Annotated in this window: 25 protein-coding genes; 5 read left to right on the top strand and 20 right to left on the bottom strand. The window is 63.2% G+C overall.

What is annotated here, in order from left to right:
• Positions 1-2 precede the first annotated feature (2 nt).
• The 3 genes from H621_RS0103265 to H621_RS0103255 all read right to left on the bottom strand — a co-directional run bounded on the left by H621_RS0103265 (position 3) and on the right by H621_RS0103255 (position 4,015).
• Positions 3-2,444 (bottom strand): TonB-dependent siderophore receptor, encoded by a 2,442-nt coding sequence (locus H621_RS0103265; protein WP_028941980.1) that lies wholly within the window; start codon positions 2,442-2,444, stop codon positions 3-5.
• An 84-nt stretch (positions 2,445-2,528) separates the two neighbouring features.
• Positions 2,529-3,503 (bottom strand): FecR domain-containing protein, encoded by a 975-nt coding sequence (locus H621_RS0103260; RefSeq protein ID WP_028941979.1) that lies wholly within the window; start codon positions 3,501-3,503, stop codon positions 2,529-2,531.
• Positions 3,500-4,015, bottom strand: coding sequence for a sigma-70 family RNA polymerase sigma factor (locus H621_RS0103255; protein ID WP_177431081.1), 516 nt, complete (start codon positions 4,013-4,015; stop codon positions 3,500-3,502). The genes H621_RS0103260 and H621_RS0103255 overlap by 4 nt, the downstream gene beginning before the upstream one ends.
• A gap of 78 nt (positions 4,016-4,093) precedes the next feature.
• Here H621_RS0103255 and H621_RS0103250 point away from each other — a divergent pair, with 78 nt between their 5' ends.
• Both H621_RS0103250 and H621_RS0103245 read left to right on the top strand, forming a co-directional pair.
• Entirely contained in the window at positions 4,094-4,399 is a 306-nt protein-coding gene (locus H621_RS0103250) for a DUF7693 family protein (protein WP_028941977.1), read from the top strand.
• A gap of 49 nt (positions 4,400-4,448) precedes the next feature.
• Positions 4,449-4,919 carry a GNAT family N-acetyltransferase gene (locus H621_RS0103245; RefSeq protein ID WP_036989328.1) on the top strand — a complete coding sequence of 157 codons (471 nt, stop codon included), beginning with the start codon at positions 4,449-4,451 and terminating at the stop codon, positions 4,917-4,919.
• A 19-nt stretch (positions 4,920-4,938) separates the two neighbouring features.
• Here H621_RS0103245 and chrA read toward each other — a convergent pair whose 3' ends face one another.
• The 5 genes from chrA to H621_RS0103220 form a co-directional block, all read right to left on the bottom strand.
• Positions 4,939-6,126 (bottom strand): chromate efflux transporter, encoded by a 1,188-nt coding sequence (gene chrA / locus H621_RS0103240; protein WP_028941975.1) that lies wholly within the window; start codon positions 6,124-6,126, stop codon positions 4,939-4,941.
• A gap of 134 nt (positions 6,127-6,260) precedes the next feature.
• The gene (locus tag H621_RS0103235) at positions 6,261-7,001 is read right to left on the bottom strand and encodes a TorF family putative porin (RefSeq protein WP_028941974.1); all 741 of its coding nucleotides are present in this window, start codon (positions 6,999-7,001) and stop codon (positions 6,261-6,263) included.
• A gap of 99 nt (positions 7,002-7,100) precedes the next feature.
• A complete protein-coding gene (locus H621_RS0103230) occupies positions 7,101-8,843 on the bottom strand; it encodes an amidohydrolase (protein WP_028941973.1) in 1,743 nt (580 codons plus the stop codon).
• Between the two features lie 82 nt (positions 8,844-8,925).
• Positions 8,926-9,906, bottom strand: a complete 981-nt coding sequence (locus tag H621_RS0103225; RefSeq protein ID WP_036989424.1) for a helix-turn-helix transcriptional regulator — start codon at positions 9,904-9,906, stop codon at positions 8,926-8,928.
• An 82-nt stretch (positions 9,907-9,988) separates the two neighbouring features.
• Positions 9,989-11,893, bottom strand: coding sequence for a M14 family metallopeptidase (locus H621_RS0103220; RefSeq protein WP_028941971.1), 1,905 nt, complete (start codon positions 11,891-11,893; stop codon positions 9,989-9,991).
• Between the two features lie 72 nt (positions 11,894-11,965).
• On the opposite strand from H621_RS0103220, the gene H621_RS0103215 reads away from it, so the two are divergent.
• Positions 11,966-12,286 (top strand): cupin domain-containing protein, encoded by a 321-nt coding sequence (locus H621_RS0103215; RefSeq protein WP_028941970.1) that lies wholly within the window; start codon positions 11,966-11,968, stop codon positions 12,284-12,286.
• A 141-nt stretch (positions 12,287-12,427) separates the two neighbouring features.
• Here H621_RS0103215 and H621_RS0103210 read toward each other — a convergent pair whose 3' ends face one another.
• A complete protein-coding gene (locus H621_RS0103210) occupies positions 12,428-13,321 on the bottom strand; it encodes an AraC family transcriptional regulator (protein WP_028941969.1) in 894 nt (297 codons plus the stop codon).
• Between the two features lie 178 nt (positions 13,322-13,499).
• On the opposite strand from H621_RS0103210, the gene H621_RS0103205 reads away from it, so the two are divergent.
• Together H621_RS0103205 and H621_RS0103200 are read left to right on the top strand one after the other, a co-directional pair.
• Positions 13,500-14,552, top strand: a complete 1,053-nt coding sequence (locus H621_RS0103205) for an NAD(P)-dependent alcohol dehydrogenase (RefSeq protein WP_028941968.1) — start codon at positions 13,500-13,502, stop codon at positions 14,550-14,552.
• A 74-nt stretch (positions 14,553-14,626) separates the two neighbouring features.
• Positions 14,627-16,852: a C1 family peptidase gene (locus tag H621_RS0103200; protein WP_051270402.1), complete on the top strand. Its 2,226-nt coding sequence runs from the start codon at positions 14,627-14,629 to the stop codon at positions 16,850-16,852.
• A gap of 40 nt (positions 16,853-16,892) precedes the next feature.
• Here the strand turns inward: H621_RS0103200 and ureG are convergent, their stop codons facing one another.
• The 11 genes from ureG to H621_RS0103145 form a co-directional block, all read right to left on the bottom strand.
• Positions 16,893-17,519 carry an urease accessory protein UreG gene (gene ureG, locus H621_RS0103195; RefSeq protein WP_028941966.1) on the bottom strand — a complete coding sequence of 209 codons (627 nt, stop codon included), beginning with the start codon at positions 17,517-17,519 and terminating at the stop codon, positions 16,893-16,895.
• Positions 17,520-17,529: 10 nt separating this feature from the next.
• Positions 17,530-18,204 (bottom strand): urease accessory protein UreF, encoded by a 675-nt coding sequence (locus H621_RS0103190; protein ID WP_028941965.1) that lies wholly within the window; start codon positions 18,202-18,204, stop codon positions 17,530-17,532.
• Complete coding sequence (locus tag H621_RS0103185) at positions 18,204-18,749, bottom strand: HupE/UreJ family protein (RefSeq protein WP_028941964.1); 546 nt, start codon at positions 18,747-18,749, stop codon at positions 18,204-18,206. Before H621_RS0103185 ends, H621_RS0103190 begins: the two co-directional genes overlap by 1 nt.
• 22 nt (positions 18,750-18,771) lie before the next feature.
• A complete protein-coding gene (gene ureE / locus H621_RS0103180; RefSeq protein WP_028941963.1) occupies positions 18,772-19,251 on the bottom strand; it encodes an urease accessory protein UreE in 480 nt (159 codons plus the stop codon).
• A 10-nt stretch (positions 19,252-19,261) separates the two neighbouring features.
• Positions 19,262-20,965 (bottom strand): urease subunit alpha, encoded by a 1,704-nt coding sequence (ureC, locus tag H621_RS0103175; RefSeq protein ID WP_028941962.1) that lies wholly within the window; start codon positions 20,963-20,965, stop codon positions 19,262-19,264.
• Entirely contained in the window at positions 20,962-21,279 is a 318-nt protein-coding gene (locus tag H621_RS0103170; protein ID WP_028941961.1) for an urease subunit beta, read from the bottom strand. Before H621_RS0103170 ends, ureC begins: the two co-directional genes overlap by 4 nt.
• 9 nt (positions 21,280-21,288) lie before the next feature.
• Positions 21,289-21,591, bottom strand: coding sequence for an urease subunit gamma (locus H621_RS0103165; protein WP_028941960.1), 303 nt, complete (start codon positions 21,589-21,591; stop codon positions 21,289-21,291).
• 9 nt (positions 21,592-21,600) lie between these two features.
• On the bottom strand, positions 21,601-22,434 hold the full coding sequence (locus H621_RS0103160) for an urease accessory protein UreD (protein ID WP_028941959.1): 834 nt from the start codon (positions 22,432-22,434) through the stop codon (positions 21,601-21,603).
• A 293-nt stretch (positions 22,435-22,727) separates the two neighbouring features.
• Positions 22,728-23,555, bottom strand: coding sequence for a phosphonoacetaldehyde hydrolase (phnX, locus tag H621_RS0103155; protein ID WP_028941958.1), 828 nt, complete (start codon positions 23,553-23,555; stop codon positions 22,728-22,730).
• An 80-nt stretch (positions 23,556-23,635) separates the two neighbouring features.
• Positions 23,636-24,508 carry a LysR substrate-binding domain-containing protein gene (locus H621_RS0103150; RefSeq protein WP_028941957.1) on the bottom strand — a complete coding sequence of 291 codons (873 nt, stop codon included), beginning with the start codon at positions 24,506-24,508 and terminating at the stop codon, positions 23,636-23,638.
• 41 nt (positions 24,509-24,549) lie between these two features.
• Entirely contained in the window at positions 24,550-25,845 is a 1,296-nt protein-coding gene (locus tag H621_RS0103145; RefSeq protein ID WP_028941956.1) for an MFS transporter, read from the bottom strand.
• Between the last annotated feature and the right edge of the window lie 65 nt (positions 25,846-25,910).

The raw sequence follows: 25,910 nt of genomic DNA, 5'->3' as shown, positions 1-25,910 counted from the left end.
TCCTACCAGTTGTAGGTCAGGTCGGTGGTCAATGTACGCCCTTCACCGTAGTAGCAATCCACAGTGGTGCTGCAACGGCTGACATACTTTTTGTCTTCCAGGTTCTGCAGGTTGACCTGCAACTTGACGCCCTTAAGGCGCAGCGGCGACTGCTGGAAATCGTAGGAAAGCATGCCGTCATACACGGTATAGGACGGTACGTGGAAGTTGTCTTCGGCAAAGTCACTGCCGTCACTGCCACGCACATACCGCGTGCCCAGGCCCATCCCCAGGCCCGCCAACGGGGTATCGCCAATAAAGTGATAATCCAGCCACAACGAGGCCGTCATCGGTGGCGTGCCCGAAGGGTGGCGCCCATCGCGCCCGTCGTTGTCCTTGGTGTAGGTCACGTCGTTACGCGACACCGAGGCGATCATCCCCAGGTTGTCGGTCAGGTTGGCCTTGCCCTCCAGTTCCACACCGCGCGAACGCAATTCACCTATCTGGCTGCTGAAGGCCATGTCGTTCGGGTCGGTGGTAAGGATGTTCTGCTGCTTGATTTCGTACACCGACAGCTGGATGAAGCTGTCCTGGCCTGGCGGCTGGTATTTGACCCCAGCCTCGACCTGCTTGCCGGTGGACGGCTCGAACGGTTTGCCGCCACGGTCGGTACCGCTCAATGGCAGGAAGGATTCGGAGTAACTGACGTAAGGCGTGACGCCATTGTCGAAGGCGTAGCCCAGCCCGGCCCGGCCGGTGAACTTCTCATCCTTGACGTTGCTGAAGTTGCCGGCAATCGGCTGGCGGGTGTCCACCTCGACCCAGTCATAGCGGCCGCCCAGGGTCAGGAACCAGTTGTCCCACTTCAACTGATCCTGCACATACAGGCCCGTCTGGGTCACGGTGTTGTCCCAATCGTACGGTTGACCAAAATTCAGCGCTTGGCCGTACACCGGCGAATACAGGTCGATGATCGGCGGATTGCGGTCATACAGGCCGAGGAACTTGGAATTGGAGTGATAATAGTCGACCCCCACCAGCAGGGTGTGGGCCACATCGAAGGTGTTGAATTTGGCCTGGACCATGTTGTCGACGCCAAACACCTTGTTGCGCTGCGCCCAGTCGACGCCGTAGCGGGTCTGGTAACGCTGGTCGTCGACGCCGGTCTGCGGGTTGGTGACGAAACGGTAGCCATGCAGTGGTGCCCGGTAACGGTCGTCGACATAGGCGTAGCGGGTGTTCTGCTTGAGGGTCCAGACATCGTCAAGGGCATGGCTCAATTCATAGCCGAAGGTGTATTGCTCGCGGTCATAGGCATTGACGCCCGGCTCGCCGATAAAACGGCTGCGCTTGATCCGCCCGTTGGGGCTCTCGAACACCGTACCCACGGCAGGCAGGCCCTGGGCCTCCGGCACGCCATTGTCTTTCTGATAATGGCCGTAGAGCGTCAGGCGCGTCTGCTCGTTGGGGGCCCAGGTCAGGCTGGGCGCCAACACAAAACGCTGTGATTCGACGTAGTCGATCTCGCCATTCTTGTCGTAGCCGCTACCGGTCAGGCGATACAGAAACTCGCTCTGCTCATCCAGTGGCCCGCCGAAGTCGAAGGAAGCGGCACGACGATCCTGGCTGCCGCCCCCCAGCACTACCTCGCGCAACGGGGCACTGGTCGGACGCTTGGACACCATGTTGACCAGCCCGCCCGGCTGGTTCTGACCATAGAGCACCGACGCGGGCCCCTTCATCACCTCGATACGCTCCAGCAAGTAGGGGTCGATCTGCAGCGCACCACCGGTACTGCCGCCCCCGTAGGGCAAATGCAGGCCATCCAGGTACAAGGGGGTCGGGCTGAATCCCCGCGAGGTAGGTTCGTCGAAGATACCGACACGGTCGGAAAAGCCCCCGCCGGTGATGCCGGGGGTATAGCGCAGGGCCTGGGTCACTGACTGCGAGCCCAGCGCCTTGATCTCTTCCTGGGTGATGATGTTGATGGTCTGCGGCGTTTCCAGCACCGAGGTATCGGTCTTGGTAGCGGTACCGGTGCGCTTGGCCACATAGCCCACTACCGGGCCCCAGGCGTCTACATCACCCTGGCCTGTGACCTGGGTGGCGCTCAGCTCCAGGGCATTACCGGCAACCGCAGGCTCCAGGCTCCAGGTGCCGCCAGCGGTGATACTCAAGCGCAGGTCACTGCCCCGCAGGGCCTGGCTGGCGGCCTGTTCAGGGGTGAACTGACCACTGACCCCGACAGCCCGCTTGCCTTGCACCAACGCAGGGTTCACCGACAGCACACGCCCGGACTGACGGGCTATGCGGCTCAGGCTTTCGCCCAGGTCGCCGGCGGGAATGTCGAAGGCCTGGGTGGCACTGACGGTGCGCTCGTCCTGCGCCAGGACGTACATCGGTGCGCTGCTGCCCAGCGCGATGGCAAGTGCCAGCAGGCTGGGGCGGATCATGGAATCGGGCATTGGCTGTGGGCTCGTTGAAAGTTGTTGTCCATAACGAGGACACGCCAGTAGCCGGATCCCCTCACGGCCCGCTGAATTTTTCAGTCAGATCACATCGATGCGGGTCAACCAACTACCAAGGCTGTCGACCCGTATGGGCAGGGTTTCACTCAGCGACAGCAAGGTGCGATCACTGTCGTCCAGCGGGAAGCTGCCGTACACGCGGATTTGTGCCGCTTGCGGGCTGATGCGCAGCAGCCCGGCGCGGTAGGGGCGCAAGGCCTCGACCAGATCACCCAGCGGCTCGTCGCGTACATCAACCCGGCCATCGGTCCAGCTGGCGCGGGTGCGCAGCGACGGTGCCAGGGCCTCGCTGTGCAGGCCGTCGAAGCGAAATGCCTGGCCCTGGTCAACCCTGAGGGGCGCATCACTGCCGGTACTGAGCAGCACACTGTGCTGCTGCACAGCCACCAGGCTTTGCCGATCTTCCTGGCGCATCACGAAACGCGTGCCGAGGGCTTGCACCCGGCCCTGGCGTGTAGCGACGACAAACGGCCGACCGGGTTCGGCGGCCACTTCGACCTGCAGCTCACCTTCGCGCAGCACTACCAGGCGTTGGCTGGCATCGAAGCGCAGGTCCACAGCGCTACGGGCGTTGAGACGCAAGCGCGAGCCATCGGCCAGGGTGTAGGTGCGGCGCTCGCCGGTACCGGTGTGCAGGTCGGCCAGCACATCACCCAACGGCATACGTCGATGGACAAGCCCCGCGCCGCCCAGCCCCAGCAACAGCATCGCCAGCCCCCCCCCCAGCACCTTGCGCCGCGACGGCGAAGCCTGCGTGCGCAGGCTGCGGCTGGCCATGGCCAACTGGCCTGGGGTGCGCTGCTCGGCCAGTTGCAGGTCGGCCAGGGGTTGCTCGAGCACCGCGTTGACCCGTTGCCAGGCCGTCTGGTGGCTCGGGCATCGCTGCAGCCACAGCTCGAAGGCGTGCTGCATGCGGCTGCGCGTCGGCGCTTGTTCGAGTTTGAGCAGCCAGCCCACCGCTTCGTGGGTAGCGCGATCGACCGGTACGTTACTCATTCAGGGCTCACACTCAGGCAATGCAAGAAGGCCCGGCGCAGGTCGCGTTCCACCGTCGCCAGCGATACACCCAAGTGCTCGGCAATCGACGGTTGGCTCAACCCTTCCAGGCGATGCAGAATGAAGGCGTGACGAACCCGTCGCGGCAACCCATCGAGCAGACGGTCGATCTGCGCCAGGGCTTCGCGTACCAACAGCACGTCTTCGGCGGACGGCATGCACTGCAGCGGCAAGCGCCCCAGCTCTTCCAGATACGCCTGCTCCAATGCACGCCGGCGAAACAGGTTACTGAGCAACCGTCGGGCAACCGTGGCCAGAAAGGCTCGGGGCTCCTCGATGGCTGGCAATGCCGTGCTGCCCATGGCCCGGACAAAGGTGTCCTGAGCCAGGTCGGCAGCGTCATGAGGGCAGTTCAACCGGCGATAAAGCCAGGCACGCAACCAGCGATGATGATCGCTGTACAAATGGGCCACGACAGCCTTTGAGTCGACAGAGCTGGTCACTTCGATCATCACGCGCTAATGGTAATTACTCGCATTATCGTGATGGCACCGTGAATATACAATCCCCCTTCCAGGAACAGATGACAGATGCCCGCCCTGACTCCCCGTGAGGTCTACCAGCAATTGCGCGACGCCGCCCTGGGTATTCGTGCGCTGCAGCCACTGGCGCCCTGCTCCACCCGCGGCCAGGTACACGTAGACATCGAGGGCTGGCAGTTGCTGCTGGACTTCGAAGGCCATCGCCTGCACCACTGCGAGCACTGCCGCCACCCCGATGGCCGTGAGGGGTCGCTGGACACCTGGCAGCGCTACGGTACCGATCCGGTGAGCTTGCTGAGCACCTGGGAGTTGGCGCAGATCGAGCGGTTGTTGCTGGGCATCATGCAACGCTAGTTGCTACCCTGCCTGGCGACTGTCTGACCTGCACAACAAGGATGTGGTGATGCAACGATATACCCTTCGACCCGCACAACCTGGCGATGGCCAGGCAATCTTCGATGTTACCCACCAATCAATCAGCGCCTTGGCCAACGACCATTACCGCCCTGAGCAACTCCAGGGCTGGATGGGCGAACGAACACCCGCGTTCTATGAGCAACAGATCGAACACACCCAGATGGTCGTGGCTGTGCATGACGGCAGGATCGTGGGTTTTGTCGATGCAGCGCCCGGGGAAGTGACGCGCCTGTTCATCCTGCCCGAAGCCTCAGGTACGGGCCTGGGCGCGCGCTTGTTGCAGATCGGGATCGACAAGGCACGGGCTCCAGGCATCGACGTCATCAACGTGGAATCGACCTTGAACGCCGAGGGCTTCTACCAGAAGCACGGGTTCGTGACACGCCGCCGGGGAGTCTTCAGCCATGGGGTCGGTGGGCAACCCATCGACATCGTCCACATGGAACTGCACACGTAGGAGCGGGCTTGCCCCGCTCCTACAATAGACAGCCGGCTACACCACAGCCGATCACCACCAGCCACGGCGGTAGTTTCCAGCGCATCAACGCCAGCAGTGCCAGCAGCGCCAGGCCAATATCCACCGGATGCAGAATGGCGCTGGTCCACACCGGCTGATACAACGCCGCCAGCAGCAACCCGACCACCGCCGCGTTGATGCCCTGCATCGCCGCTTGCATGCGCAGGTTTTGCCGCAACTGCTGCCAGAACGGCAGCGCCCCCATCACCAGCAGAAACGACGGTACAAAGATCGCCACCAGGCACAGCACGCCGCCCGCCCAGCCCGACGGCCCGGTTTGCATCGAGGCACCGAGGAACGCAGCAAAGGTAAACAAGGGGCCCGGCATTGCCTGGGTAGCGCCGTATCCCGCCAGGAACGTTTCGTTGCCCACCCAGCCCGCGGGCACCACTTCGGCCTGGAGCAACGGCAGCACCACGTGACCACCGCCGAACACCAGCGACCCACTGCGATAGAAGGCATCGAACATCGCCAGGGCTGGGCTCGGCCAGCGCTCGGCCAATAACGGCAACCCCAGCAACAAGACAACAAACAGCGCCAGCCAACACATACCAGCGCGTTTGCTGACCGTGATCGGCAATGGTTCATGGCCGATGGCCTTGCCGGGCGTGAACAGAATAAGCCCCACCACCCCCGCCGCCACCATCACGCCTGCCTGCGCCCAGGGCGACGGCACTACCAGCACCAGAGCTGCGGCCATCAGCATCAGCGCAATCCTCGATGCATCTGGACACAACGCACGCCCCATGCCCCACACCGCCTGCGCCACCACCGCCACGGCGACCACATGCAGACCATGCAACACACCGGAGGGAATGGCAGCGCCAAAACCGGCAACACCCAGGGCGATCAGTATCAGCATGAGCGCAGAAGGCAGCGTAAAACCCAGCCAGGCGGCCAGCGCGCCCCGGTAACCTGCTCGCGCCAGCCCCAGGGCGATGCCGACCTGACTGCTGGCAGGGCCTGGCAGAAACTGACAGAGCGTCACCAGGTCGAGGTAGCTACGCTCGCTGAGCCAACGTCGGCGGGTGACGAACTCGTCGCGAAAATAGCCCAGGTGAGCGACCGGGCCGCCGAACGAGGTCAGGCCCAGTCGCAGGAAGATGAAAAAGACCTGCCACGGGCGGGGTGACGGATTGTGAGGCATACACGGTGTCTGATCGGCTGAGATGAACACAGTCTATCGCGGGCGACTGCTGCGCAGTCGATCGCAGCCTCGTTCCTCGGCAGCGGCTACACACGGGTGTAACCGCTGGCGACAGTCTGCGGCTCGCGTAGCCGTCAGAACGCTTTGCTGGCACTGACCACGACGGTTGCCGAACACAGGTCGTCATAGCCGTACCAACTCATGCATTCGCTTTTTTTCAGGTCGGTATCGATGTAGCTCAAGCCCCAGGTGACACCGACGAACTCGCGTGTCAGTTTGGCTTCCCACTCGTAGTAGGCGTCGCGATTATCACCATTGGTGGCCCAGAACGCGGGGTCCTTGACGTCGTTGTAGCCCAGCCGCAACTCCACCCCGACCTCGGCAGGCAAGGTGAAGCTGTAGCCCAGGTAGCTATAAAGGGTGTCCTGGTCCTTACCGAAGGCGTTGGGAGAATCACTGGAGTAGTTGACGCTCAGCTTGACCCCATACAGGTCGAGGATGGCGTAGACCTCGCTCATGTTGAACTGCCCTTCCTTGGGATAGCTGTACTTGAGATAGCCAAGGTCCAGGCTGATGGCATCGGTGGCCTGCCAGTACCAACCAGCGTAATAGTCCACCTCCTGGCGGGTCTTGTAGTCGAAGCCGTAGTCGACGTTCGAAGTCCAGGCGCCGACGTACAGGCCACTGCCGTGGATCAAGGTAGCACCCGCTTGCAGCGCCGGGTCGCCGAGGGTCTGCGACACGCCCCGGGAGCGATAGTCGCTGACGGCGGCCAGGGTCAGCTCCAGGTTGAAATCGTCGTTCAGGGTCAGGGCCTGACTGGTCAAAGGGACCAGCATCAGGCTGGCAACGGTAAAGATGGCGCGTGCGTTCATACGAAACCCTTGTTGTTATCGATGTACGGGCAGATTCGTGCAGGCGAGACCCGGCCCCTCGCGGGGCAAGGAACCAGGCATCGTGGTCAGGGCGCGCGGTCAGGACGCCGGGGCGTAGACCTGTTTGCCGGCGAAGAAGGTTTTCAGCACTTGGGTATCGAACAACTCGTCGTTGCTGACCTTGAACACATCACGGTCGAGCACGATCAGGTCAGCCTGCTTGCCCGGCGCCAGCGAGCCGATCTGCTGCTCAAGACGCAGGGTCTTGGCGGCATTGAGGGTGTAGGCCTGGAACATGACCTGGCGGTCGACGCTCTCGTTGGCATTGAGTACCCCCAACGGCCCCTTGCGGGTGATGGCCTGGGCAATGGCGTTCCAGGGATTGGGACTGGACACTGGCCAATCACTGGCACCGGCAATCGTCGCACCAGCCTTCTGCAGGGAATGGGCCGGGTATTGGTAGCCGTAGGCCGAGGCGCTGATGTACGGCTTGACCAACTCGACGGTGTAGCTCTCGCCAGTGGCCCAGAGCAATTGCATCGATGCGATCACGCCCAATTGCTTGAAGCGCGGAAAGTCCTTGGGGTCGACCAGTTGCAGGTGGCTGATGCTGTGGGCCTTGGGGGTGCTGCTGAGCGTGCGGGCATACGCCACGCCGTTGAGCGACTCACGCACCGCCCGGTCGCCCACCGCGTGCATGTGTACGATCCAGTCACGTTTTTCGGCTGCAGCCAGCAGTTCGCCGAAGTGCTCCGGCTCGATCAGCAACTGGCCGTTCTTTTTGCTGTTCTTGTACGGCGCAATCACTGCAGCAGTCTGGCCGGGGTACTCCAGAACGCCGTCGACAAACACCTTGATTCCCGGAAAGCTCAGGTTCGGTACCCCCTCGAACTGCTTCATTACCTTGGCCAGCACTTCAAGGTCGGCGGGCCGACTCTTGGGGTTGGCGATCATCAAGGCGGCGACGTGGGCATTGAGCTCACCCTTCTCGGCCAGGGCGCGGTACAGCGGCAACACACCGACACTCTGCTCGGTGGCCTTGAAATCAAACAGCGAGTCGCCGCTACCGGCGTTCGAGGCGGCATCCATCCAGGCCGTGACCCCATACTGGTTATTGATCCGCACCGCCTCTCGGGCGGCCTTGATCATGACCTCTTCACTGGCGGGCGGAATCTGGCTACGCACCTGGTCCCAGCGCGACTCGGAGAAGTAACCGTTGGGGGTGAAGTCGGCGTCGTGGCCGACGTAGCTGCGGTCCTGCTCCGACATGCCCTTGACCAATGCCGCGTCGATGTTCAGGCGCTTGAGCATGGCGTTGTTGGCCCAGCCGGTATGGCCGTCGATACCGCCGAGCACCAGCGGTTGGTCCACCCAGCGCCCCTGGTTGAACACTTGGCCCAGCTCGCGGCTTTGCTCCCAATAGGCCGAGCTCACCCCGGCAATACTGATCACATCACCTGCCCGGCCGCGCCCCTCCTTGACCTCGGCCAGGATCCACTGCTCAAGTTCCGGCAGCGGTTTTTCTTCGTCTTGCAGGTTGGCACCCAGGCTGTCGAAAGCAGCCACCACCGGGTGACTGTGGGTGTCGATCATGCCGGGCATCAGCACCTTGCCGGCCAGGTCGATGCGTTGCGTATTGGCATCGGCCAGCGCGTTGATCTGGGCATCGCTGCCCACTTGCAGGATCTTGCCGTCCTTGACGGCCACCGCTTGCATCAGCCGCTGCCCGGGCTCGGCGGTGTACACCTTGCCATTGACCAGCACGAGGTCGGCGGCAGCCAGGGCGTGAAAGGACGAAACGGCCAGCGCGGTGGCCAACAGGGTGGGAATCAATCGTTGCATTGGAACGCTCTCTTGTTTTTATCGGGGCTGCGCACACCCTATAGCGCGCCGCCGAAGAGCGAACCTCTGCAAATGAGGAGGGTCAGGCGGATTTTTCACTCCCTGCAAGCCCGGAACGCAAGGCAGAGCCCAACTCCACCTTGCTCTTGACCCCCAATTGGGCGTAGCAGTTGCGCAAATAGGTGCGCACTGTGGCCGGGCTGAGCGACAGAATGCGGGCGATTTCCTTGTATGAATGGCCCGCGGCGAACAGCATCGCCGCCGTGCGCTCGCGGGGCGCCAGCATCACACCGGGTGGCGGCGCTTCCAGTGACAGGATCACATGCTCGCCATTGGGGCTCAGGGTCAGGGCACAACGTCCCAGGCGCATCACACAAGGTACTTTGTGCAACTGCGCGATCACCTCGGAGGGCAGCACCGAACCGTGCCAGCCCGGCACCTCGCGCTCGATCGCAGCGCACAGGCGCGCGCCGATGTGCAACAGGCTGCCATCCAGGCGTGCCACACCGAAATCACTGGCGCCGTTGCCGGTGTCGACCCGGATCATGTCCTGGACCTGGAACCGCCACAATTGCAGCAAGTGATCGCAGAAGGCGGCAAACAAGCCCTCTTCGCTGACATCGAACGCCACATCGTCAATACCCCGGTACAGGCAGACAAAAAAATTGAGCCCGCTTTCGGGCAGTTCGAAGGTAATGCACATCAGGTGGTAGAGGTCGTAGCGGCGGGCAAACACATTGACCGCTTCGACCGGGTCGGTGAATTCGCTGTCGCGCACCACCCTGCCCACCCTGGCCAAGGTGTCGTGGGCAAAGCTGTCGAAGCCGGCCACCTGGCGCCATTCGGCAGCGAACGCGTCGGGCAGGTCGATACGCCCGTGCATCCAACTTTGCGGCGCTACGCTGGCAGCGCCTGTAGACATCTCACCCCACCAGGCCGAGGCAAAGGGCACCAGCTCACGGAAGGACTGCAAGCCATCTGCGATAAAGTGCGAGCCGCCCTCCTCGCGCGCCAGGCTGGCCAATTGCAGAACACAACGATTGAACGCCTGCAGCGTTGCCATCGACAGCTGTGGTGCCACGTTGGGTATTCCTTGTTGTTGAGATTTTCGCGGGGCAGTGAGAGCGGGCTTGCCCCGCGATCGATCAGTACACCGCCCCGACCGGATACACGAACGCATTCACGTCATAGAACGGCGTACGCTGGTAAAACCACTGCAAGCGCGCACCGGGGCTGGCGGCAAAGGTCTTGTCGTCCTTGAGCTTCTTTTCGAACTCGGCCTTGAGCGCCGGACTCTCGGCAAGCATCTTGCGCGCCATGGGTTCCATCACGTATTCCTCGGGTTCTTCGGCCACCACCAGGGTCGAGTTGAAGAACCCCCAGGCCCAGAATGAATCCGGGCTTTCCGGGTACAGCAAATTGACCGCCAATACGCCCAGAGGCTGGTCAAGGTCGATGACCACCGAACCTGCCGGAAAGGTCTGCAGGCGCTCGAACGGCTTGCCCACGCCACTGACCGGCAGACGCCCTTCGTAACCGGGAATCTGGTTCGGTTGCGCGCGATCGGGCTCGAATCCGCCGGCCACCTTGACCTGGTCCATGCGATAGAGGGTGACCGCCATGGCAGTGGGCTTGTCCAGGGTGGTCATCTGGATGCCATGGGCCTTGAGCCGGGCAATCACCTCGCGCCATTGCGCGGGCACCACATACTGCTGCGGACGCTTGACCACAAGGTCCGGCTCGCTGTTGCCGGTGACCGGCACCGTCAGCTTCTTGGGCTTGTTGCTCCAGACAATGGTCTTGGCCCCCGTGATCGGCGACTGCTCGTAGCGGTAGTCTCCCACGGTGAACGGCGTAGTCTGCACCTTGCCTGGCTTCCAGGTGAGGGTCACGTCCTGCTGGGCTTCAAGACGCTCGCGGTCTTGGCGAATGGCTTCCCTGAGCGAGGCCGACTGGTCGCCGATCACCTGGATCATTTTCTTGAGCATCACGTAGTTGCCCAGCACCTGGGTCTGATAAGGGTGCAGCGCATGCTGCTCGATCAAGATCGACGGCACGTTGCGGATGTCGCCGTACTGGTTGGAGAACCGTGCGAAGTCGGTGCGGTATGGGTAGTAGCCCTGGCTCGGGTCCTGGTTGTCGTTCAGGCTGATGCACTCATGCACCACATGGCCGTCTGCCTCCAGGGCCTGGTACACCGGCGCGCGCATGACCGTGTCCATCCAGGCGCTGCTGGCCGGCGACCAGCCATTGCCGTTGTGGCAATAGGAACTGTCGTAGGGGTACATGGCGCCGTCGGTGGAGTGGGTGTCGGCAAAAAAGCTCAGGTCATAGGTATTGAACACCCAGGCGACGTTGCGGATCTCGGCGCTGTCGAGCTTGGTGAAATCGCGGTTGAGGTTGTAGTTCAGGCCGTTGACCCGCCAACCGGTTTCCTGCGGGCCGTTCTGGTTGATCCGGCCGTAGGCGCTGCGGCGCAGGTCGCCGTCGATGTTGACGGTGGGTATGAACAGAATGTTGACCTTGGCCAGCAGGCTGGCAAGCGGCTTGTCACCCGTGGTCATGTCGCGCAGCAGCATGAACATGGCGTCCTTGCCGTTGGCCTCGCCAGGGTGGATCTCGGCCTCGACGAAGATCGTCGGCTTGCCCGAATCGTTGAGCCCGGCCGGCGACTTGTCGACTTCAAGCGAAGCGATGGCCATCACCATCGGATGACCCTCGGCGCTTTTTTCCGGCAACTCGTGCAGCACGACACTGCCACCGGAAGCCGCCGCCAGCTTGGTCAGGTAGGCACGGGTTTCATCGTAGTTGCTGGTCTGGTTGAAGTTGCTGGCCTCGGCCTGGGTGATCAGCGGGTCATCCGCCTTGGCAATGTAGCGGGTGCTGGTCAGGGCTTGCTCGAACATCGGCGGCAGAATGCGCTGCTTGGCCGCCTCGGGATAACCGCTATCGTCGATATAGGAAGGCGCGCCGGGCAATGCCGCCAGTGCCGGCAGGCCTGCGCTCATCAGCATCGCGGCAACGAGGGGCTGCAAAAGCGGGTGTTTCATGATGTTTCCCTATCATGAGAGGCAGACGCCACCTTAAACCACAATGCCAAGCCAGACGAGAGGCAGACCACCATGCTCGAAAACCTGTTCACTTCCCTGCCTGCGGACACCACCCAGGAACACATCGACAACCTGCTCAGCCGCCCTGGCCTGCGCATTGAGCGCATCGTCTCGTTTGGCCAGGCCAGCCCACCGGGCTTCTGGTATGACCAACCGCAGGGCGAATGGGTCGTGGTCCTCAGCGGCTCGGCCGGGTTGCGCCTGGAGCACGAGGCAGTTGAACGCGTCATGCGCCCGGGCGACTGCATCGAACTGCCCGCCCACTGCCGGCACCGGGTGGAGTGGACCGACCGTACACAAGCCACCGTTTGGCTGGCGGTTCACTGGAGTTGAAAGCGAGCCCCGCGTGATGGCGGCCGCATTGCGGCTGATCGCAGGCTGTTGCCAGCGGCTACGTAGCCGCTGCCGAGGAACCAGGCTGCGATCGACTGCGCAACAGTTGCCATCCACTGGCATCGCAGGGCAAGCAGGCGCTTACAGGTACGGTTGTTCTTCACCGGGACTGCGGTCGAAATGGCGCTTGTATTCACGGCTGAACTGCGAAGTACTCTGATACCCCACCCGATGCGCCACCTGCGCCACCCCCAGCCCTTCACCGATCAACATCTGCTGGGCCTTGAGCAAGCGCAGCCGCTTGAGGTACTGCATCGGCGACAGCAACGTGCTGCGCTTGAAATGCTCATGAAAGGTCGAGGCACTCATGTTCGCGCACCCCGCCAACGCATCGACACTCAAGGGTTCGGCATAGTGCTCACGCAAATGACTGAGTGCCGCGGCGATCCGCGCAAAGTGCCCCTGCTGCTCCACCAATGCCCGCAACACCCCCGCCTGCGGCCCGCGCAGCGCCACATACAACACCTCCCGCACACGCGCCGCGCCCATCACCTGACTGTCGAGCGGATCCTGCAAACAACGCAACAACCGCTCGACACTGTCGCGCATGGCGTCATCCAGCACCGCCGAAGTCATCGACTCCGGCGTCTGCGCTGCGATTGCCTGGTCAGGCGGCAGCCCCATGCTCTGCACCAGCTCCCCCAGGACGATGCGGTCAATGGCTACCGAAACTCCCAGCAACGGCTCCTGTTCAGTGGCAAAGGTCTCGCACATGAATGGCACCGACAACGCCTGCACCAGATAATGCCCTGCCCCGTATTCCAGGGTACGTGGCCCCAGGCGCGCCAGTTTGCTGCCCTGGGCGAGGATCATCAGGCTCGGTTCATAGATTTGCGGGCTGCTGGCCACGTAGCGATTGGCCAGAAGCACCTGCACCTGGGGCAAGTGCGTTTCGACGAACCCCGGGCGCACGGCCAGGGTACGGATCAACGAGCAAAGGGTGGCGTTGGCATCAACGTGGCGGGTCAGTTGCATGGGAATCCGAGACGGAGGAATAGACACTGCCATGATCGCAGCTTCAAGGGCCACTGTGTGCAAGTCTCAGCCAACTCCGGAGTTTTAGGCATGACTGACGGAGGATTGATGGTGGGCAGCCACCCTGCCCCTGCGGACAATGGGCGCTCATCCGCTTAAACGATTTAGCGAGGTCTCCATGTACACAGCAATCGGCTACGCCGCCCAGTCCGCCACTGCCCCCCTGGCCCCCATGACCTTCCAGCGCCGCGCCCTGCGTCCCGATGATGTGGCCATCGAGATTCTCTATTGTGGTGTGTGCCACTCGGACATCCACCAGGCCCGCAATGACTGGGGTATCGCCGTGTACCCGCTGATGCCCGGCCATGAAATCGTCGGCAGGGTCACGGCAGTGGGCGACAACGTCAGCCGCTACCAGGTCGGCGACAACGTCGGTGTCGGCTGTATGGTCGACTCCTGCCAGCACTGTGAAGCCTGCCGGGCAGACCTGGAGCAGTACTGCCTCGAAGGCCCGACCATGACCTACGCCACCCCGGACCGCATCGACGGCAGCAACACCATGGGCGGCTACTCCAACAGCATCGTGGTCAGCGAGCGCTTCGTCCTGCGCATTCCGGCGGCCCTGGACCTGGCCGGCGCCGCGCCGATCCTGTGCGCCGGCATCACCACCTACTCGCCGCTCAAGCACTACGGGGTCAAGCCCGGCGACCGCGTGGGCATTCTGGGCATGGGCGGCCTGGGCCACATGGGCATCAAGTTTGCCAAGGCTCTGGGTGCTGAAGTCACCTTGTTCACCCGCTCGCAGAGCAAGGCCGAAGAAGCACGCCGCCAGGGCGCCGATCATGTGATCGTGTCCACCGACCCTGCGCAGATGCAGGCGGCGGCCGAGCAGTTCGACTTTCTGCTCGACACCATACCGGTACAACACGACCTGAACCCTTACCTGCAAACCCTGAAGTTCGATGGCGTACACATCCTGGTTGGCCTGATCGAACCCGTGGACCCTGCCCTGCATGCCGCCAACCTGGTGATGAAGCGCCGGGTGCTGGCCGGCTCCCTGATCGGCGGCATCGCCGAAACCCAGGAGGTGCTTGAGTTCTGCGCCGAGCACGACATCCGCTGCGACATCGAGATGCTCGATATTCGTCACATCAACGAAGCCTACAGCCGAATGATTGCGGGCGATGTGAAGTACCGGTTTGTGATCGATATGGCTACGCTCAAAGGCTGACGGAATTACTTCAGGTGCAGGGGCTCGCTCAAGGCCCCTGCCAGCCAACAGGGTTTCTCCAAGGAGAAGCAACCATGAGCAAAGCCAACGCCGGCGCCATCAAATCCCCACCTGCCAACCCTGCGGTCACCCGCACCCCGATTCCCGGCCGCGTGTTCGACGCCCGCCCTGACCGCCTGGATTTTCGCGACCTGCCTTACGCCCCTCCGCTGCGTTCCTTGCCGCCGTGCTGGCCGCCGCAGACTGACCTTGCGATGTACCTGAAAAGCTATGTGGCCCAAGGCCTGGTGCTGGATCAAGGCAACGAAGGTGCCTGTACCGGGTTCGGACTGGCCTGCGTGGTCAACTACCTGCTCTGGCTCCAGCACCTTGAACTGGGCAACACAGGCAGCTTCGAATCGGTCAGCCCGCGCATGCTCTATGAGTTGGCCCGTCGTTACGACGAGTGGCCGGGCGACGACTACCAGGGTTCAAGTTGCCGGGGCGCGCTCAAGGGCTGGCACAAGCATGGGGTGTGCAGTGAAACGCTCTGGCCATTTTCGACCCAGGGGTTCATCCGGCCGCGACCGCGCTGGGACACCGATGCCGCCAGGCGGCCACTGGGCGTGTACTACCGCATCAACAGCAATGCCGTGGTCGACCTGCAGGCAGCGATTTTGAACATTGGTGCGGTGTACGTCTCGGCGAGCGTGCATGACGGCTGGGAAACCCTCATGCACGCGCGCGCCACCTCTGTGCCGAAGAACCTCGACAGCCTGCCGGTCATCCCTCCTGCGCAATCGCCCGGCTCACTGGGAGGCCACGCCTTTGCAATTGTTGGCTATGACCACCGGGGCTTTGTGATACAGAACTCGTGGGGCACCCGTTGGGGGCGCTCAGGTTTTGCCGTGTTGCCCTATGAAGACTGGGTGATCCATGGCACCGATGCCTGGGCCTGCGCACTGGGTGTGCCGCAACAGCTATTGGTACCCGGCATTGGCAAACCCGGCAAGTCGGGGTTACGCGATCAGGTGTCCTCGGCTTTTCGCATTGGCTCCGGGCGTTCGCTGACCGGCCTTGACCGCTCGGCGCGGGTGCCGGGCAATCCGGTCGACGACCCTTGGCCGTTCGATCACCCGTTCAACGAACCTCGCTATCAGCCGGTCAGCACGCCGCGGGCCTATGAGCTCACCCTGGTGACCGGCAATGACGGTGAAATAGTACCCACCGATTTCACCCGTGGCCCGCTGGATCGCGCCGGGCTGGTCAAGGAAGTGGTGCATGAACGACCGCTGGCCTGGCTGCAGACACAACCGCAGAAAAAGCTGCTGCGCGTGGTGCTGTATGTCCATGGCGGGCTGAACAACGAAGACGAGTCGATCCAGCGCATTCGAGTATTGGCGCCGTATTTTCTGGCCAACGGTATCTACCCGCTGTTCATGACCTGGAAGACCGGCCCGGGCGAAACACTGGCCGACATGGCCGAGGACTGGCTGCGCAAACTGTTCGGCACCGATGAGCGTGCAAGTGGCGTGGAGGATATGGTTTCTGAGGCCAAGGACCGAGCCATCGAAGCCCTGGCCCATGTGCTGGGCACCGGGATCTGGTCGCAGATGCGCAGCAACGCCCGTGACAGCAGCCAGCCTGGCCATGGCCTGGATCTGGTGGGCCGGGCCTTGCAGGCGCTGGCAGCTGACCTGCAGGCCCGGGGTGCAAAACTGGAGCTGCACCTGGTGGGTCATTCGGCCGGGTCGATCTTGCTCGGCCATCTCCTCGACCTGCTAGGCAGAAACACGCCCCAACCGCTTAAAGTGCAGAGCTGCGAACTGTTCGCCGCCGCCTGCTCCACCGGCTTTGCCCTTGAGCACTACCTCAAGGCCCATGCCAATGGCGTGTTGAGCCTGGACCAACTCTGGCTGGATGTGCTGAGCGACAGCAATGAAAAGGATGATGGCCTGCCGACGCCGGAGTTTGCCGCGTATGGCAAGTCGCTGCTGTACCTGGTGTCGCGCGCCCTGGAGGATGTGCGCAAGCAACCCCTGCTGGGCATGGCACGCGCCCTGGACAAGCGTTTTGCCAACGACAAGGACCAATGGGATGCCAGCACTCTGCCCGCTGTTCAGCAGTGGCTGGCGAACTGGCCGACCAAGCCTGACCGCTTGCGTATCTGGCAATCGCCCCGGGTAAGGAACACCCGTGACGGCCAGCAGATACCCTCGACCCACGGCTCTTTCGACAACAACATTGAAGTGCTCACCTTCGTGCTCATGCGCATCCTGGGCAAGCAACTGATCGGCCCACTGGAGTGGCTGGACTATTGAGCCGACAAAAAAGGGGCCGCACTGGCGGCCCCGGCACGGCTCAAACCCCGGTAGCCTTGAGCATTCCGCGCTCGACAATAAAGTCGATGACCCGCTGCAGGCCCTGCCCGGTCTTGAGGTTGGTGAAGGCCCAGGGCCGTTCGGGGCGCATGCGCTGGGTGTCCTTTTCCATCACCTCGAGGGAAGCGCCGACGTAGGGCGCAAGATCGATCTTGTTGATCACCAGGAAATCCGACTTGGTGATGCCCGGCCCGCCCTTGCGCGGGATCTTCTCGCCTTCGGCCACATCGATGACATAGACCGTCAGGTCGGCCAGCTCCGGGCTGAAGGTGGCACTCAGGTTATCGCCGCCACTTTCGACAAAGATCACTTCGAGGTTACCGAATTTGCGTGCCAGCTCCTCCACCGCCGCCAGGTTCATCGAGGCATCCTCGCGAATGGCCGTGTGCGGGCAGCCACCGGTTTCCACCCCGACGATGCGCTCCGGGGCCAGGGCGCCCGCTTCGGTGAGGATGCGCTGGTCTTCCTTGGTGTAGATGTCATTGGTCACCACGGCGATTTCGTAGTGGTCGCGCATGGCTTTGCACAGGGCTTCGAGCAGTGCGGTCTTGCCGGACCCAACCGGGCCGCCGACACCGACGCGCAGGGGTTGCTGGTAGCTTTGCATGGGGCTTTCCTCAGGATCGGAACAATCGGGTGTATTGGGTTTCGTGACGCGCCGAGGCAATTGCCAGCAGTGGCAGGCCACCGCCGAGCTGGTCATCGGCTAACTCAAGGGCGTGTTCCAGCACCAAAGGCAGCTCGGCGCACAGATCACGCAGCAGGCTCTGGGCCGCTTGCTGCCCGAAGGGCACCAGCTTGACGCCGGCCATCACGGCCCCTTCAAGCCAGGTGAAGCCAAGCCCCAGGGCCAGGTCGCGCAACGGGATTTTCCAGTGCGCCCCCAGCCAGGCCATGCCCCCCAACTGGCTCAGGGCCAGGCTCGACCGCCACGCGGGCGCCTGGCACAACTGCCAGCCATCGAGCAGCCGTGCCAGGGCCATGCCACGCTGGCGCTCTTCCAGGCGCAGCTCGGCGGTTTCACGGTTGGCCAGCAGGAACTGGCTCCAGCGCGCGAACGCCTGCGCATCGTCGTCGCGACAGGCCTGGTACAGGCGCGCCAGCAAGGGCCAGTCGATGCAGCCCAGGGTGTCGTCCAGCTGTTGCCGTTGCCACTGGCGAAAGCCTTCGGCGCCCTGAACCCAGCCCGCTTCCACCGCCCACTCCAGCCCTTGCGAATACGTGAACCCCCCCACCGGCAGGTTGGGGCTGGCCAGCTGCAGCAAGCGCAGCAGCTTCAGCTCAGTGCTCATCAGCCGGCCAGTACCAGTGCGGCGCCGGCCAACAGGCCGCCTCCGAAGGCTTTTTGCAGCCTGTCATGACGGCGCAGCAGGCAACCGCCGGCAAAACCTGCCAGCAACAGCAGGCCGCTGACGGTCACAAAACCTGCGCTGAACAACCAGAACGCACCGGGGCTGGCCTCAACGCCATGGGCCCAGCCATGGAACAGGGCGAACAGCGGCATGGCCAGGGCCAGCAACACTTGGCGGCGGGGCAGCAACAACGCGGCGGCAGCCACCAGCAGCGAACCGATGATCATCTGTTCCATACCGATCACGCCACCGAACAGATGGCCCAGCAAGGCGCCGCCAAACATCGCTGTCAATGTCAGCAAAGGCAGTGCCAGGGTACGGCCGGTCAGAGCTGCCAGTACGCCGGTGCCCAGCAGCATCAACAGGTGATCAAGGCCGGTGAGCGGGTGCAGCAAGCCGTCCTGTAAAGGGTTGGCGTCGTGGCCCGGATGGGCAAACGCAGGGACCGCGACCAGCAGCAAGGCAAGTGCCAGGGACGTTTTCATCGGGGTATCTCCTTATAAGAAATCAGTGGTGAGCGACGCGCACAAAGGGATGGTCGGTATGCGCATGGCTGTGCGGCGCGCTCTGGTAGGCACCGGCTTCGGGTTCGAACGACGCCTGCTCCACGCTGACCTGCAGGCCCAGGCCACGGACCATTTCGTCCAGCACATGGTCGTGCTGGTAGCGCACAAAGCCGGCTTCGATCTGCAGCGGCACATGGCGGTTGCCCAGGTGATAGCTGGCCCGCGCCAGCAGCAACGGATCGGCGCAGCGCACCGTGGACACCTGCTCGGCGGCGGCCAGCACGCGGATCACCTCTGCGCCCTGCTCCGCCGCCAGCAACTCGCCGCCGCGCAGCAGTTGGCCACGTTCGAGCATCAGCCCGGCTTCACGGCCATCGTCCAGGGTGACGCGCACACGGCTCTTGATGCGGGTATCCAGGCTCAAGGTGACGGTGCCACTGACGTGTTCGGCGTCTGTGACCCGACGGGTCAAAAGAATCATGCTCGCTCCTTCAAAACAGAAAATAACGTTGCGCCATCGGCACAACGGTGGCCGGCTCGCACACCAGCAGCTCACCGTTGGCGCGCACCTCGTAGGTTTGCGAATCCACCTCGATCACGGGCAGCAAAGCGTTGTGGACCATGTCGCCCTTGCGCACCGTGCGACAGCCGCGGGCCACGCCGATCAGGCTGCGCAGGCCCAGTTCATGATGAACGCCGCGCGCCACCGCCGACTGCGACAGGAAGGTCATGCGCGTGGCATTGCGCGCAGCGCCCAGGGCACCGAACATCGGCCGGTAGTGCACCGGCTGCGGGGTCGGGATCGAGCCGTTGATATCGCCCATGGGCGCCATGGCAATCATGCCGCCCTTGATCACCAGGGCCGGCTTGACCCCGAAGAACGCCGGAGCCCAAAGCACCAGGTCGGCCAGCTTGCCGGCCTCCACCGAGCCCACTTCGTGGGCAATGCCGTGGGTCAGGGCCGGGTTGATGGTGTACTTGGCAATGAAGCGCTTGACCCGGAAGTTGTCGCTGTAACCGCTGTCGGGTGCCAGTGGCCCGCGGCGGCGCTTCATCTGGTCGGCGACCTGCCAGGTGCGCAGCACCACCTCGCCGACCCGGCCCATGGCCTGGGAGTCGGACGAGGTCATGGAGAAAGCGCCGATATCGTGAAGGATATCTTCGGCGGCAATGGTCTCGCGGCGTATGCGCGACTCGGCGAACGCCACGTCCTCGGCGATGCTCGGGTCCAGGTGGTGGCAGACCATGAGCATGTCCAGGTGCTCATCCACGGTGTTGATGGTGTAGGGCAAGGTCGGGTTGGTGGACGATGGCAGCACGTTGGCAAATGCGGCGGCGCGGATGATGTCGGGCGCATGGCCGCCACCGGCACCTTCGGTATGGAAGGTGTGAATGGTGCGGTCGCCGATGGCCGCCAGGGTGTCCTCGACACAGCCGGACTCGTTGAGCGTATCGGTATGGATGGCCACCTGCACGTCCAGCTCTTCGGCCACGGCCAGGCAACAGTCGATGGCCGCCGGGGTCGAGCCCCAGTCCTCATGCAGCTTCAGGCCCACGGCGCCGGCGCGGACCTGCTCGCGCAGCGCCTCGGGCTGCGAGGCGTTGCCCTTGCCGAGCAGGCCGATATTGATCGGCAGCTCGTCGGCGGCCTGGAGCATGCGCGCCAGGTACCAGGGCCCGGAAGTGCAGGTGGTGGCGTTGGTGCCGGTGGCCGGCCCGGTGCCGCCGCCGATGAAGGTGGTGATGCCGGAGGTCAGCGCCTCTTCCACCTGCTGCGGGCAAATGAAGTGGATGTGCGAGTCGATGCCGCCGGCGGTGACGATCTTGCCTTCGGCGGCAATCACCTCGGTGCCGGGACCAATGGGCAGGGTCACACCGGGCTGCACATCGGGGTTGCCGGCTTTGCCGACCCCGACGATGCGGCCATTCTTGATGCCGATGTCGGCCTTGACGATGCCCCAGTGGTCGATGATCAGAGCGTTGGTCAGCACCAGGTCCATCGCCACGGTGGCGAGCATCTGGCCCTGGCCCATGCCGTCGCGGATCACCTTGCCGCCGCCGAACTTGACCTCTTCGCCATAGATCGTGAAGTCCTTCTCCACCTCCACCCACAGTTCGGTGTCGGCCAGGCGTACACGGTCGCCCACGGTGGGGCCGAACATATCGGCGTAGGCGCGTCGGGAAATCCGGCTCATCCCTGCACCTCCAGCTTGCCCATCACCTTGCCTTGAAAACCGTAGACCTCACGCTTGCCGGCGTACGGCACCAGGGTCACGGTACGCGCCTGGCCAGGCTCGAAGCGCACGGCAGTGCCGGCCGCGATATCCAGACGACAGCCCAGGCTGACCTCGCGCTCGAACACCAGGCAGTCATTGACCTCATAGAAGTGGTAGTGCGAGCCGACCTGCACCGGGCGGTCGCCGTGATTGGCCACGGTGACGCTGACCCGCGTGTAGCCCACGTTCAATTCGATGTCGCCGTCGGCGACCTGTACTTCTCCGGGAATCATCCTGCGCTCCTAGACAATCGGGTCATGCACGGTCACAAGCTTGGTGCCGTCAGGGAAGGTCGCCTCGACCTGGACGTCGGGGATCATTTCACTCACGCCCTGCATGACCTGGTCGCGGCTGAGCACTTCGCGGCCCAGGTTCATCAGTTCGGCGACGGTGCGCCCATCACGGGCCCCCTCCATCACCGTGGCACTGATCAGCGCCACCGCCTCCGGGTAGTTCAGCTTCAGGCCGCGGGCCAACCGACGCTCGGCGAGCAAGGCGGCGGTGAACAGCAGTAGTTTGTCTTTCTCTCGCGGGGTCAGCTCCATGGCGTTCTCTCAAGTGGCCCAGATACGCGGCGGGCATGGCGCCAGACCGACCACTTCGGGTCGCAAGGCATGCCAGATCCGCTGCAGGGTGAGTTGCAGGCGTTGGTTGTCGTGGTCCAGCAGACGCACCACCAGCAATTGCCCGAGCAAGGTCGCCCCGGCGGGAACGGCAAGGTGCTCGATCAGGCTGCGAGTCTGTTCGAGCAAGGCGTCGGTGGCCGGGTAGGCGCAAAAGGTGGCTTGCAGTGGGTAACCGCCGAGTTTTTGCAACTGGCCGCCTTCGATGCGCAGGCGTTCGTGCAGGCCGGGGTCGTCGGGCACGTCGATCTGCAGGCGGCTGTCCAAGGCACCGTGACTGAAAGGCTCGTTCATCACCGGGCGCCCCAGGCACAGGGTTTCCCAGGCCAACAGGCGTGCCCCGGGCTCCAGGCTGAAGCGATTTTCGAGGCGCACACGCGCACCGGGAAAGCAGATGCTGCCTTGGGGCAGCCACTCCAGGACGCTGTCGGCGGCCAGGTGAAAGTGCTGGTCGAGGGTCGAGGTCTGGCCGTTGCTGCGGTAGAACTTGGTGGCGCCGGGCATGGTCAGCAGCGCATGGCTGCCGGCGTCGAGGTGCACGTCGAGCACCAATTTGTCGCCACCGACCACTCCACCGGGCGGATGCAGCACATAAACGTGGCACGGGGCGCCCTCGGGGTAGAACGGGCGCTGCACCAAAAGAGGACCAAAATGTCGCCGCGCACCAATACAGGTCTTTTGCCCACGGCGTACGAAGCGCAGCACCAGTTCGGCGCGCCAGCCGGTGCCGTGGGCAGTGAGGTCCAGTGGTTGGGCAAGCGTCATGCATCTGATCCCTGTAAATACGGAGTCCGACGTATTTGATGGATCGGCTGTGCCTCGGGTTATACGGGGAAGCGTTCGAGGTTTGACCAATCGATCAGCAATCGATGCAGGGGGACAAAGCACATAGCGGGCCAGATGTGGGAATGCGCGCAACTGTCTTGAATCACGACCGCTGCACGGTCGATCGCAGGCTGTCGCCAGCGGCTACACCGGCAATCTGTAGCCGCTGCCGAGGAACGAGGCTGTGATCGACCGCACAGCGGCCGTAATCCAGGCGACGCCCTATTTGATGGTTACTGCGCCTGCGGCATCTCCCCGCGCGCCAACCGCGCATTGATGTCTTCGATCACCGCTGGCAGCTCTGCGATGGTGTCGATCAGGTAATGCGGGCGCGAGCCTTCGAACATCCGGCCGATACGGGCACGCTCCTGCTCCAGGATGTCCAGCGGCAAGGCTTTATAGGCCTCGTAGGTCAACCCCAGGGCATTGCCCGAGCAGGTCAGTGCGACGGTCCACATGCCCGCCTTGCGACCTTCGAGAATGCCCGGCCAGGTGTCGTCCACCTTCACGCAAGCCGCCACATCGTCGATGCCCAGGGCGATGACGTTGGCCAGGGCCTGGGCCGGCCAAGGACGACCATTGGGGGTTTCGTCGGTGGCCACCACATGGTCGGCGACGTAGCCATTGCGCTGCGCCAGTTCCACCACTTTTTCCATTACCACTTTCGGATAGCCCGAGCACGAGCCAATCTTCAGGCCTTGTTCCCGCAGTTGGGCAATCGCCTGCAAGGCCCCCGGAATCAACGCCGAATGCTCGGCGATCTTCTCGATCTGCAGTGGCATGAAGCGGTTGTAGATGGCGGTGACATCGTCATCGCTGGGGTTGCGCCCGAACACCAGGCGATAACGCTCGGCAATCTGCGGTTGATCGCACAAGGTGCGGATATGGTCCCACTTGCCCATGCCCATGGGGCCGCGGGCTTCCTCCAGCGATACGGCCACGCCGAACTCGGCAAAGGCTTCGACGAAGATCTGGGTCGGCGCGAACGAGCCGAAGTCGACCACAGTACCCGCCCAGTCCAGGACGACCGCTTGCAGGCGTTCAGGGTTTTGATATTGCATGGTGATTCTCCGGTTTTCAGGGATGAGAGTGCCCGCACCTTGCAGGCAAGGCGTTGTCGATGGGCCAGGGTTGAACGGGCTTAGCTGTCCGGTGGCACGCCGGTGTCGAACAGCTCGGCAATGATCGGGCGATTGCGCCGTATCGCCAGGCAACACAGGTAGTAGCTGATGTGAAACGGCTCCTCGGTAAACGACACGGCCTTGGTGCCAGGGCGGTCGGCGTATTCCACGGCGGCGACAAAGCCGATGCCGATGCCCTGCACCACCGCATGCACAATGGCCTCGCGGCTGTTGAGCTCCATGGCGCAGTCCAGGGGCACGCCATAACGCTGGCAGCCTTCCTCCACCAGTTGCCGGGTGCGCGAGGCCGCTTCGCGCAACACCAGGCGCTGGCCACTGATCTCACGTACGCTGACCTGCTCCTGCGAGGCCCACGGGTGGTCATCACGCACCACTGCCAGAATCGGCACCGTACGGTACAGGTGGGTGCTCAAGCGCTGGTCGAAGGTCGACAGCGCCAGGATCGCCACGTCGATATCGAAGGCATAGAGTCGCTCCAGGGTCTGCGCCTCGGTGGTGAACGAGGTGTTCAGGTCGATATCCGGGTACTGCTGCATCAAGCTGTAGGTCAGGCTCATGGCGATCGGTGGCGACACCGCGCCGATGCGCAGCATGCCTTGCTTGCGCTGGGCGAAGCGCTGCAGCAGCTGCACCGCTTCGTCCTCCTGACCGAACAGGCCCTGGGTGATGTCATACAGCTTGTGCCCCGCCGCGCTCAGTTCGATGTAGCGGCCGCGGCGGTGGAACAGCTCGACCGAAAACTTCTTCTCCAGGGTGCTCACCTGCTCGCTGACAGTAGGCTGGCCGACACTCAAGTACTCGGCGGCCAAAGTAAAACTGCCGGTCCTGGCCACCGCGTGAAATGAACGCAACCATTTGTGGTACTGGTACATGAGCAGCTTCCGCTTCCTGGAGTCGGTTCTAGGTTAGATGATCAACGTCGCACGAACAGCGCCACCACTGCACTGCACAGGCAACTGGCGGTGACGACGATAAAGATCAGCGAGGTATTGCCTGTGGTGTCGAGCATCCGCCCGATCAGCGGTTCGGCAAGACCGGCAAACAGGTACGACGAGAAGTTCATCACCCCCGTAGCCGTCCCGGCACGCTTGGCACCGACCAGGTCCGGGCACAACGCCCAAAAGCTCGAGGCCGGGCCATAGACAAAGAAGCCGCAGAGGAACAAGGCCACCAACCCCACGGTACTGTGGGCCGGCAAGCTCCACATCCACAGGCTGGTCAGGGCCCCCAGGAACATATAGAGCATGATCGCCAGGTAGCGCTTGGAACCGAACAGTTTGTCCGACACCCAGCCGTTGCTCAGCGCCCCCACTGCCATACCTACCGGCAAGGCCACGGTGATCCACTTGGGATCGATGAAGCTCTGGCCCGATTTCCAGTCGGCACCGAGAAAATGTACCGGCACCCAGACGATCAGGCCGTAGCGCGCCGCGTTCTGAAAGCCCAGGGACACCGCCGCAATCAGCAGCCGCACGTTCTTGAGCACAGCCTTGTAGCGCTGGGCCGAGCTCTCTTCGTTTTCATGGCCGACCTCATGGTTCTTGTCTTCGGCGTTGGCCACGCCGGTGTCGTCCAGCGGCTTGAAGCCCATGTCCTGCGGTCGCTCACGGGCCACCAGGTAAAAGACGATGCCACCGGCCAGCATCAGCAGCACTGGCAGGCGGAAGATCCAGCGCCACTCCAGGTGCAGCACTTCCAGCACTACCACCGAGGTGACATACGACAGCACCGAGGCGCAGCCCGCAGCAAATACATAGAAGCCATACACCCGGCCCCGCTCGCCGGCGCTCCACCAGTTCGACAGCAGTCGGCTGCCCGGCGCCCAGCCCAGGGCCTGGAAGTAACCATTCACGCCCCAGGGCAGGATCAGGCTCATGAAGCCACCGGCAAAACTGGTCACCCAGTTGGCCGCGCACGAGAGCACCGCGCCCAGGCTCATGATCCGCCGGCCGCCGAACTTGTCGGCCAGGTTGCCATTGATGGCCTGGCCGATGGCATAGGCCCAGAGCATGGCAGTGGAGGCCCAGCCGAGGGTTTCCTTGCTCAGGCCGAATTCGGCCTGGATGCCGGGAATGGCGAACCCGAAGGTTTGCCTGCCAGTGTAGAAAAACAGGTAGCAGAACATCGCCGCCAGCAACATTCGCCATTGCGCGGTGCGAAACGGTGACGCAGGGACAGCCAGACCGGACAGACTTTCGGCACGATTCATGATGATTTCCTTTTTTGTTCGCTAGCGCGAGCCACGGCCCGCGTTACGGCACTCTTGGTTGGTGC

This window comes from Pseudomonas vranovensis DSM 16006, assembly GCF_000425805.1.
Lineage (GTDB): Bacteria > Pseudomonadota > Gammaproteobacteria > Pseudomonadales > Pseudomonadaceae > Aquipseudomonas > Aquipseudomonas vranovensis.
Note: the sequence above shows the minus strand (reverse complement) of the source record. Positions and strands in the feature narration are given on the sequence as shown.

Bases quoted from the DNA above. Each gene is read 5' to 3' on its own strand.
- H621_RS0103160 (WP_028941959.1), bottom strand. From the start codon at position 22,434: ATGACGCTTGCCCAACCACTGGACCTCACTGCCCACGGCACCGGCTGG.
- H621_RS0103200 (WP_051270402.1), top strand. From the start codon at position 14,627: ATGAGCAAAGCCAACGCCGGCGCCATCAAATCCCCACCTGCCAACCCT.
- H621_RS0103150 (WP_028941957.1), bottom strand. From the start codon at position 24,508: ATGTACCAGTACCACAAATGGTTGCGTTCATTTCACGCGGTGGCCAGG.
- H621_RS0103165 (WP_028941960.1), bottom strand. From the start codon at position 21,591: ATGGAGCTGACCCCGCGAGAGAAAGACAAACTACTGCTGTTCACCGCC.
- ureC (WP_028941962.1), bottom strand. From the start codon at position 20,965: ATGAGCCGGATTTCCCGACGCGCCTACGCCGATATGTTCGGCCCCACC.
- H621_RS0103145 (WP_028941956.1), bottom strand. From the start codon at position 25,845: ATGAATCGTGCCGAAAGTCTGTCCGGTCTGGCTGTCCCTGCGTCACCG.
- chrA (WP_028941975.1), bottom strand. From the start codon at position 6,126: ATGCCTCACAATCCGTCACCCCGCCCGTGGCAGGTCTTTTTCATCTTC.
- H621_RS0103225 (WP_036989424.1), bottom strand. From the start codon at position 9,906: ATGGCAACGCTGCAGGCGTTCAATCGTTGTGTTCTGCAATTGGCCAGC.
- H621_RS0103245 (WP_036989328.1), top strand. From the start codon at position 4,449: ATGCAACGATATACCCTTCGACCCGCACAACCTGGCGATGGCCAGGCA.
- ureG (WP_028941966.1), bottom strand. From the start codon at position 17,519: ATGCAAAGCTACCAGCAACCCCTGCGCGTCGGTGTCGGCGGCCCGGTT.
- H621_RS0103265 (WP_028941980.1), bottom strand. From the start codon at position 2,444: ATGCCCGATTCCATGATCCGCCCCAGCCTGCTGGCACTTGCCATCGCG.
- H621_RS0103190 (WP_028941965.1), bottom strand. From the start codon at position 18,204: ATGAGCACTGAGCTGAAGCTGCTGCGCTTGCTGCAGCTGGCCAGCCCC.
- H621_RS0103255 (WP_177431081.1), bottom strand. From the start codon at position 4,015: ATGATCGAAGTGACCAGCTCTGTCGACTCAAAGGCTGTCGTGGCCCAT.
- H621_RS0103185 (WP_028941964.1), bottom strand. From the start codon at position 18,749: ATGAAAACGTCCCTGGCACTTGCCTTGCTGCTGGTCGCGGTCCCTGCG.
- H621_RS0103220 (WP_028941971.1), bottom strand. From the start codon at position 11,893: ATGAAACACCCGCTTTTGCAGCCCCTCGTTGCCGCGATGCTGATGAGC.
- H621_RS0103170 (WP_028941961.1), bottom strand. From the start codon at position 21,279: ATGATTCCCGGAGAAGTACAGGTCGCCGACGGCGACATCGAATTGAAC.
- H621_RS0103215 (WP_028941970.1), top strand. From the start codon at position 11,966: ATGCTCGAAAACCTGTTCACTTCCCTGCCTGCGGACACCACCCAGGAA.
- H621_RS0103205 (WP_028941968.1), top strand. From the start codon at position 13,500: ATGTACACAGCAATCGGCTACGCCGCCCAGTCCGCCACTGCCCCCCTG.
- phnX (WP_028941958.1), bottom strand. From the start codon at position 23,555: ATGCAATATCAAAACCCTGAACGCCTGCAAGCGGTCGTCCTGGACTGG.
- H621_RS0103235 (WP_028941974.1), bottom strand. From the start codon at position 7,001: ATGAACGCACGCGCCATCTTTACCGTTGCCAGCCTGATGCTGGTCCCT.
- H621_RS0103250 (WP_028941977.1), top strand. From the start codon at position 4,094: ATGCCCGCCCTGACTCCCCGTGAGGTCTACCAGCAATTGCGCGACGCC.
- ureE (WP_028941963.1), bottom strand. From the start codon at position 19,251: ATGATTCTTTTGACCCGTCGGGTCACAGACGCCGAACACGTCAGTGGC.
- H621_RS0103210 (WP_028941969.1), bottom strand. From the start codon at position 13,321: ATGCAACTGACCCGCCACGTTGATGCCAACGCCACCCTTTGCTCGTTG.
- H621_RS0103230 (WP_028941973.1), bottom strand. From the start codon at position 8,843: ATGCAACGATTGATTCCCACCCTGTTGGCCACCGCGCTGGCCGTTTCG.
- H621_RS0103260 (WP_028941979.1), bottom strand. From the start codon at position 3,503: ATGAGTAACGTACCGGTCGATCGCGCTACCCACGAAGCGGTGGGCTGG.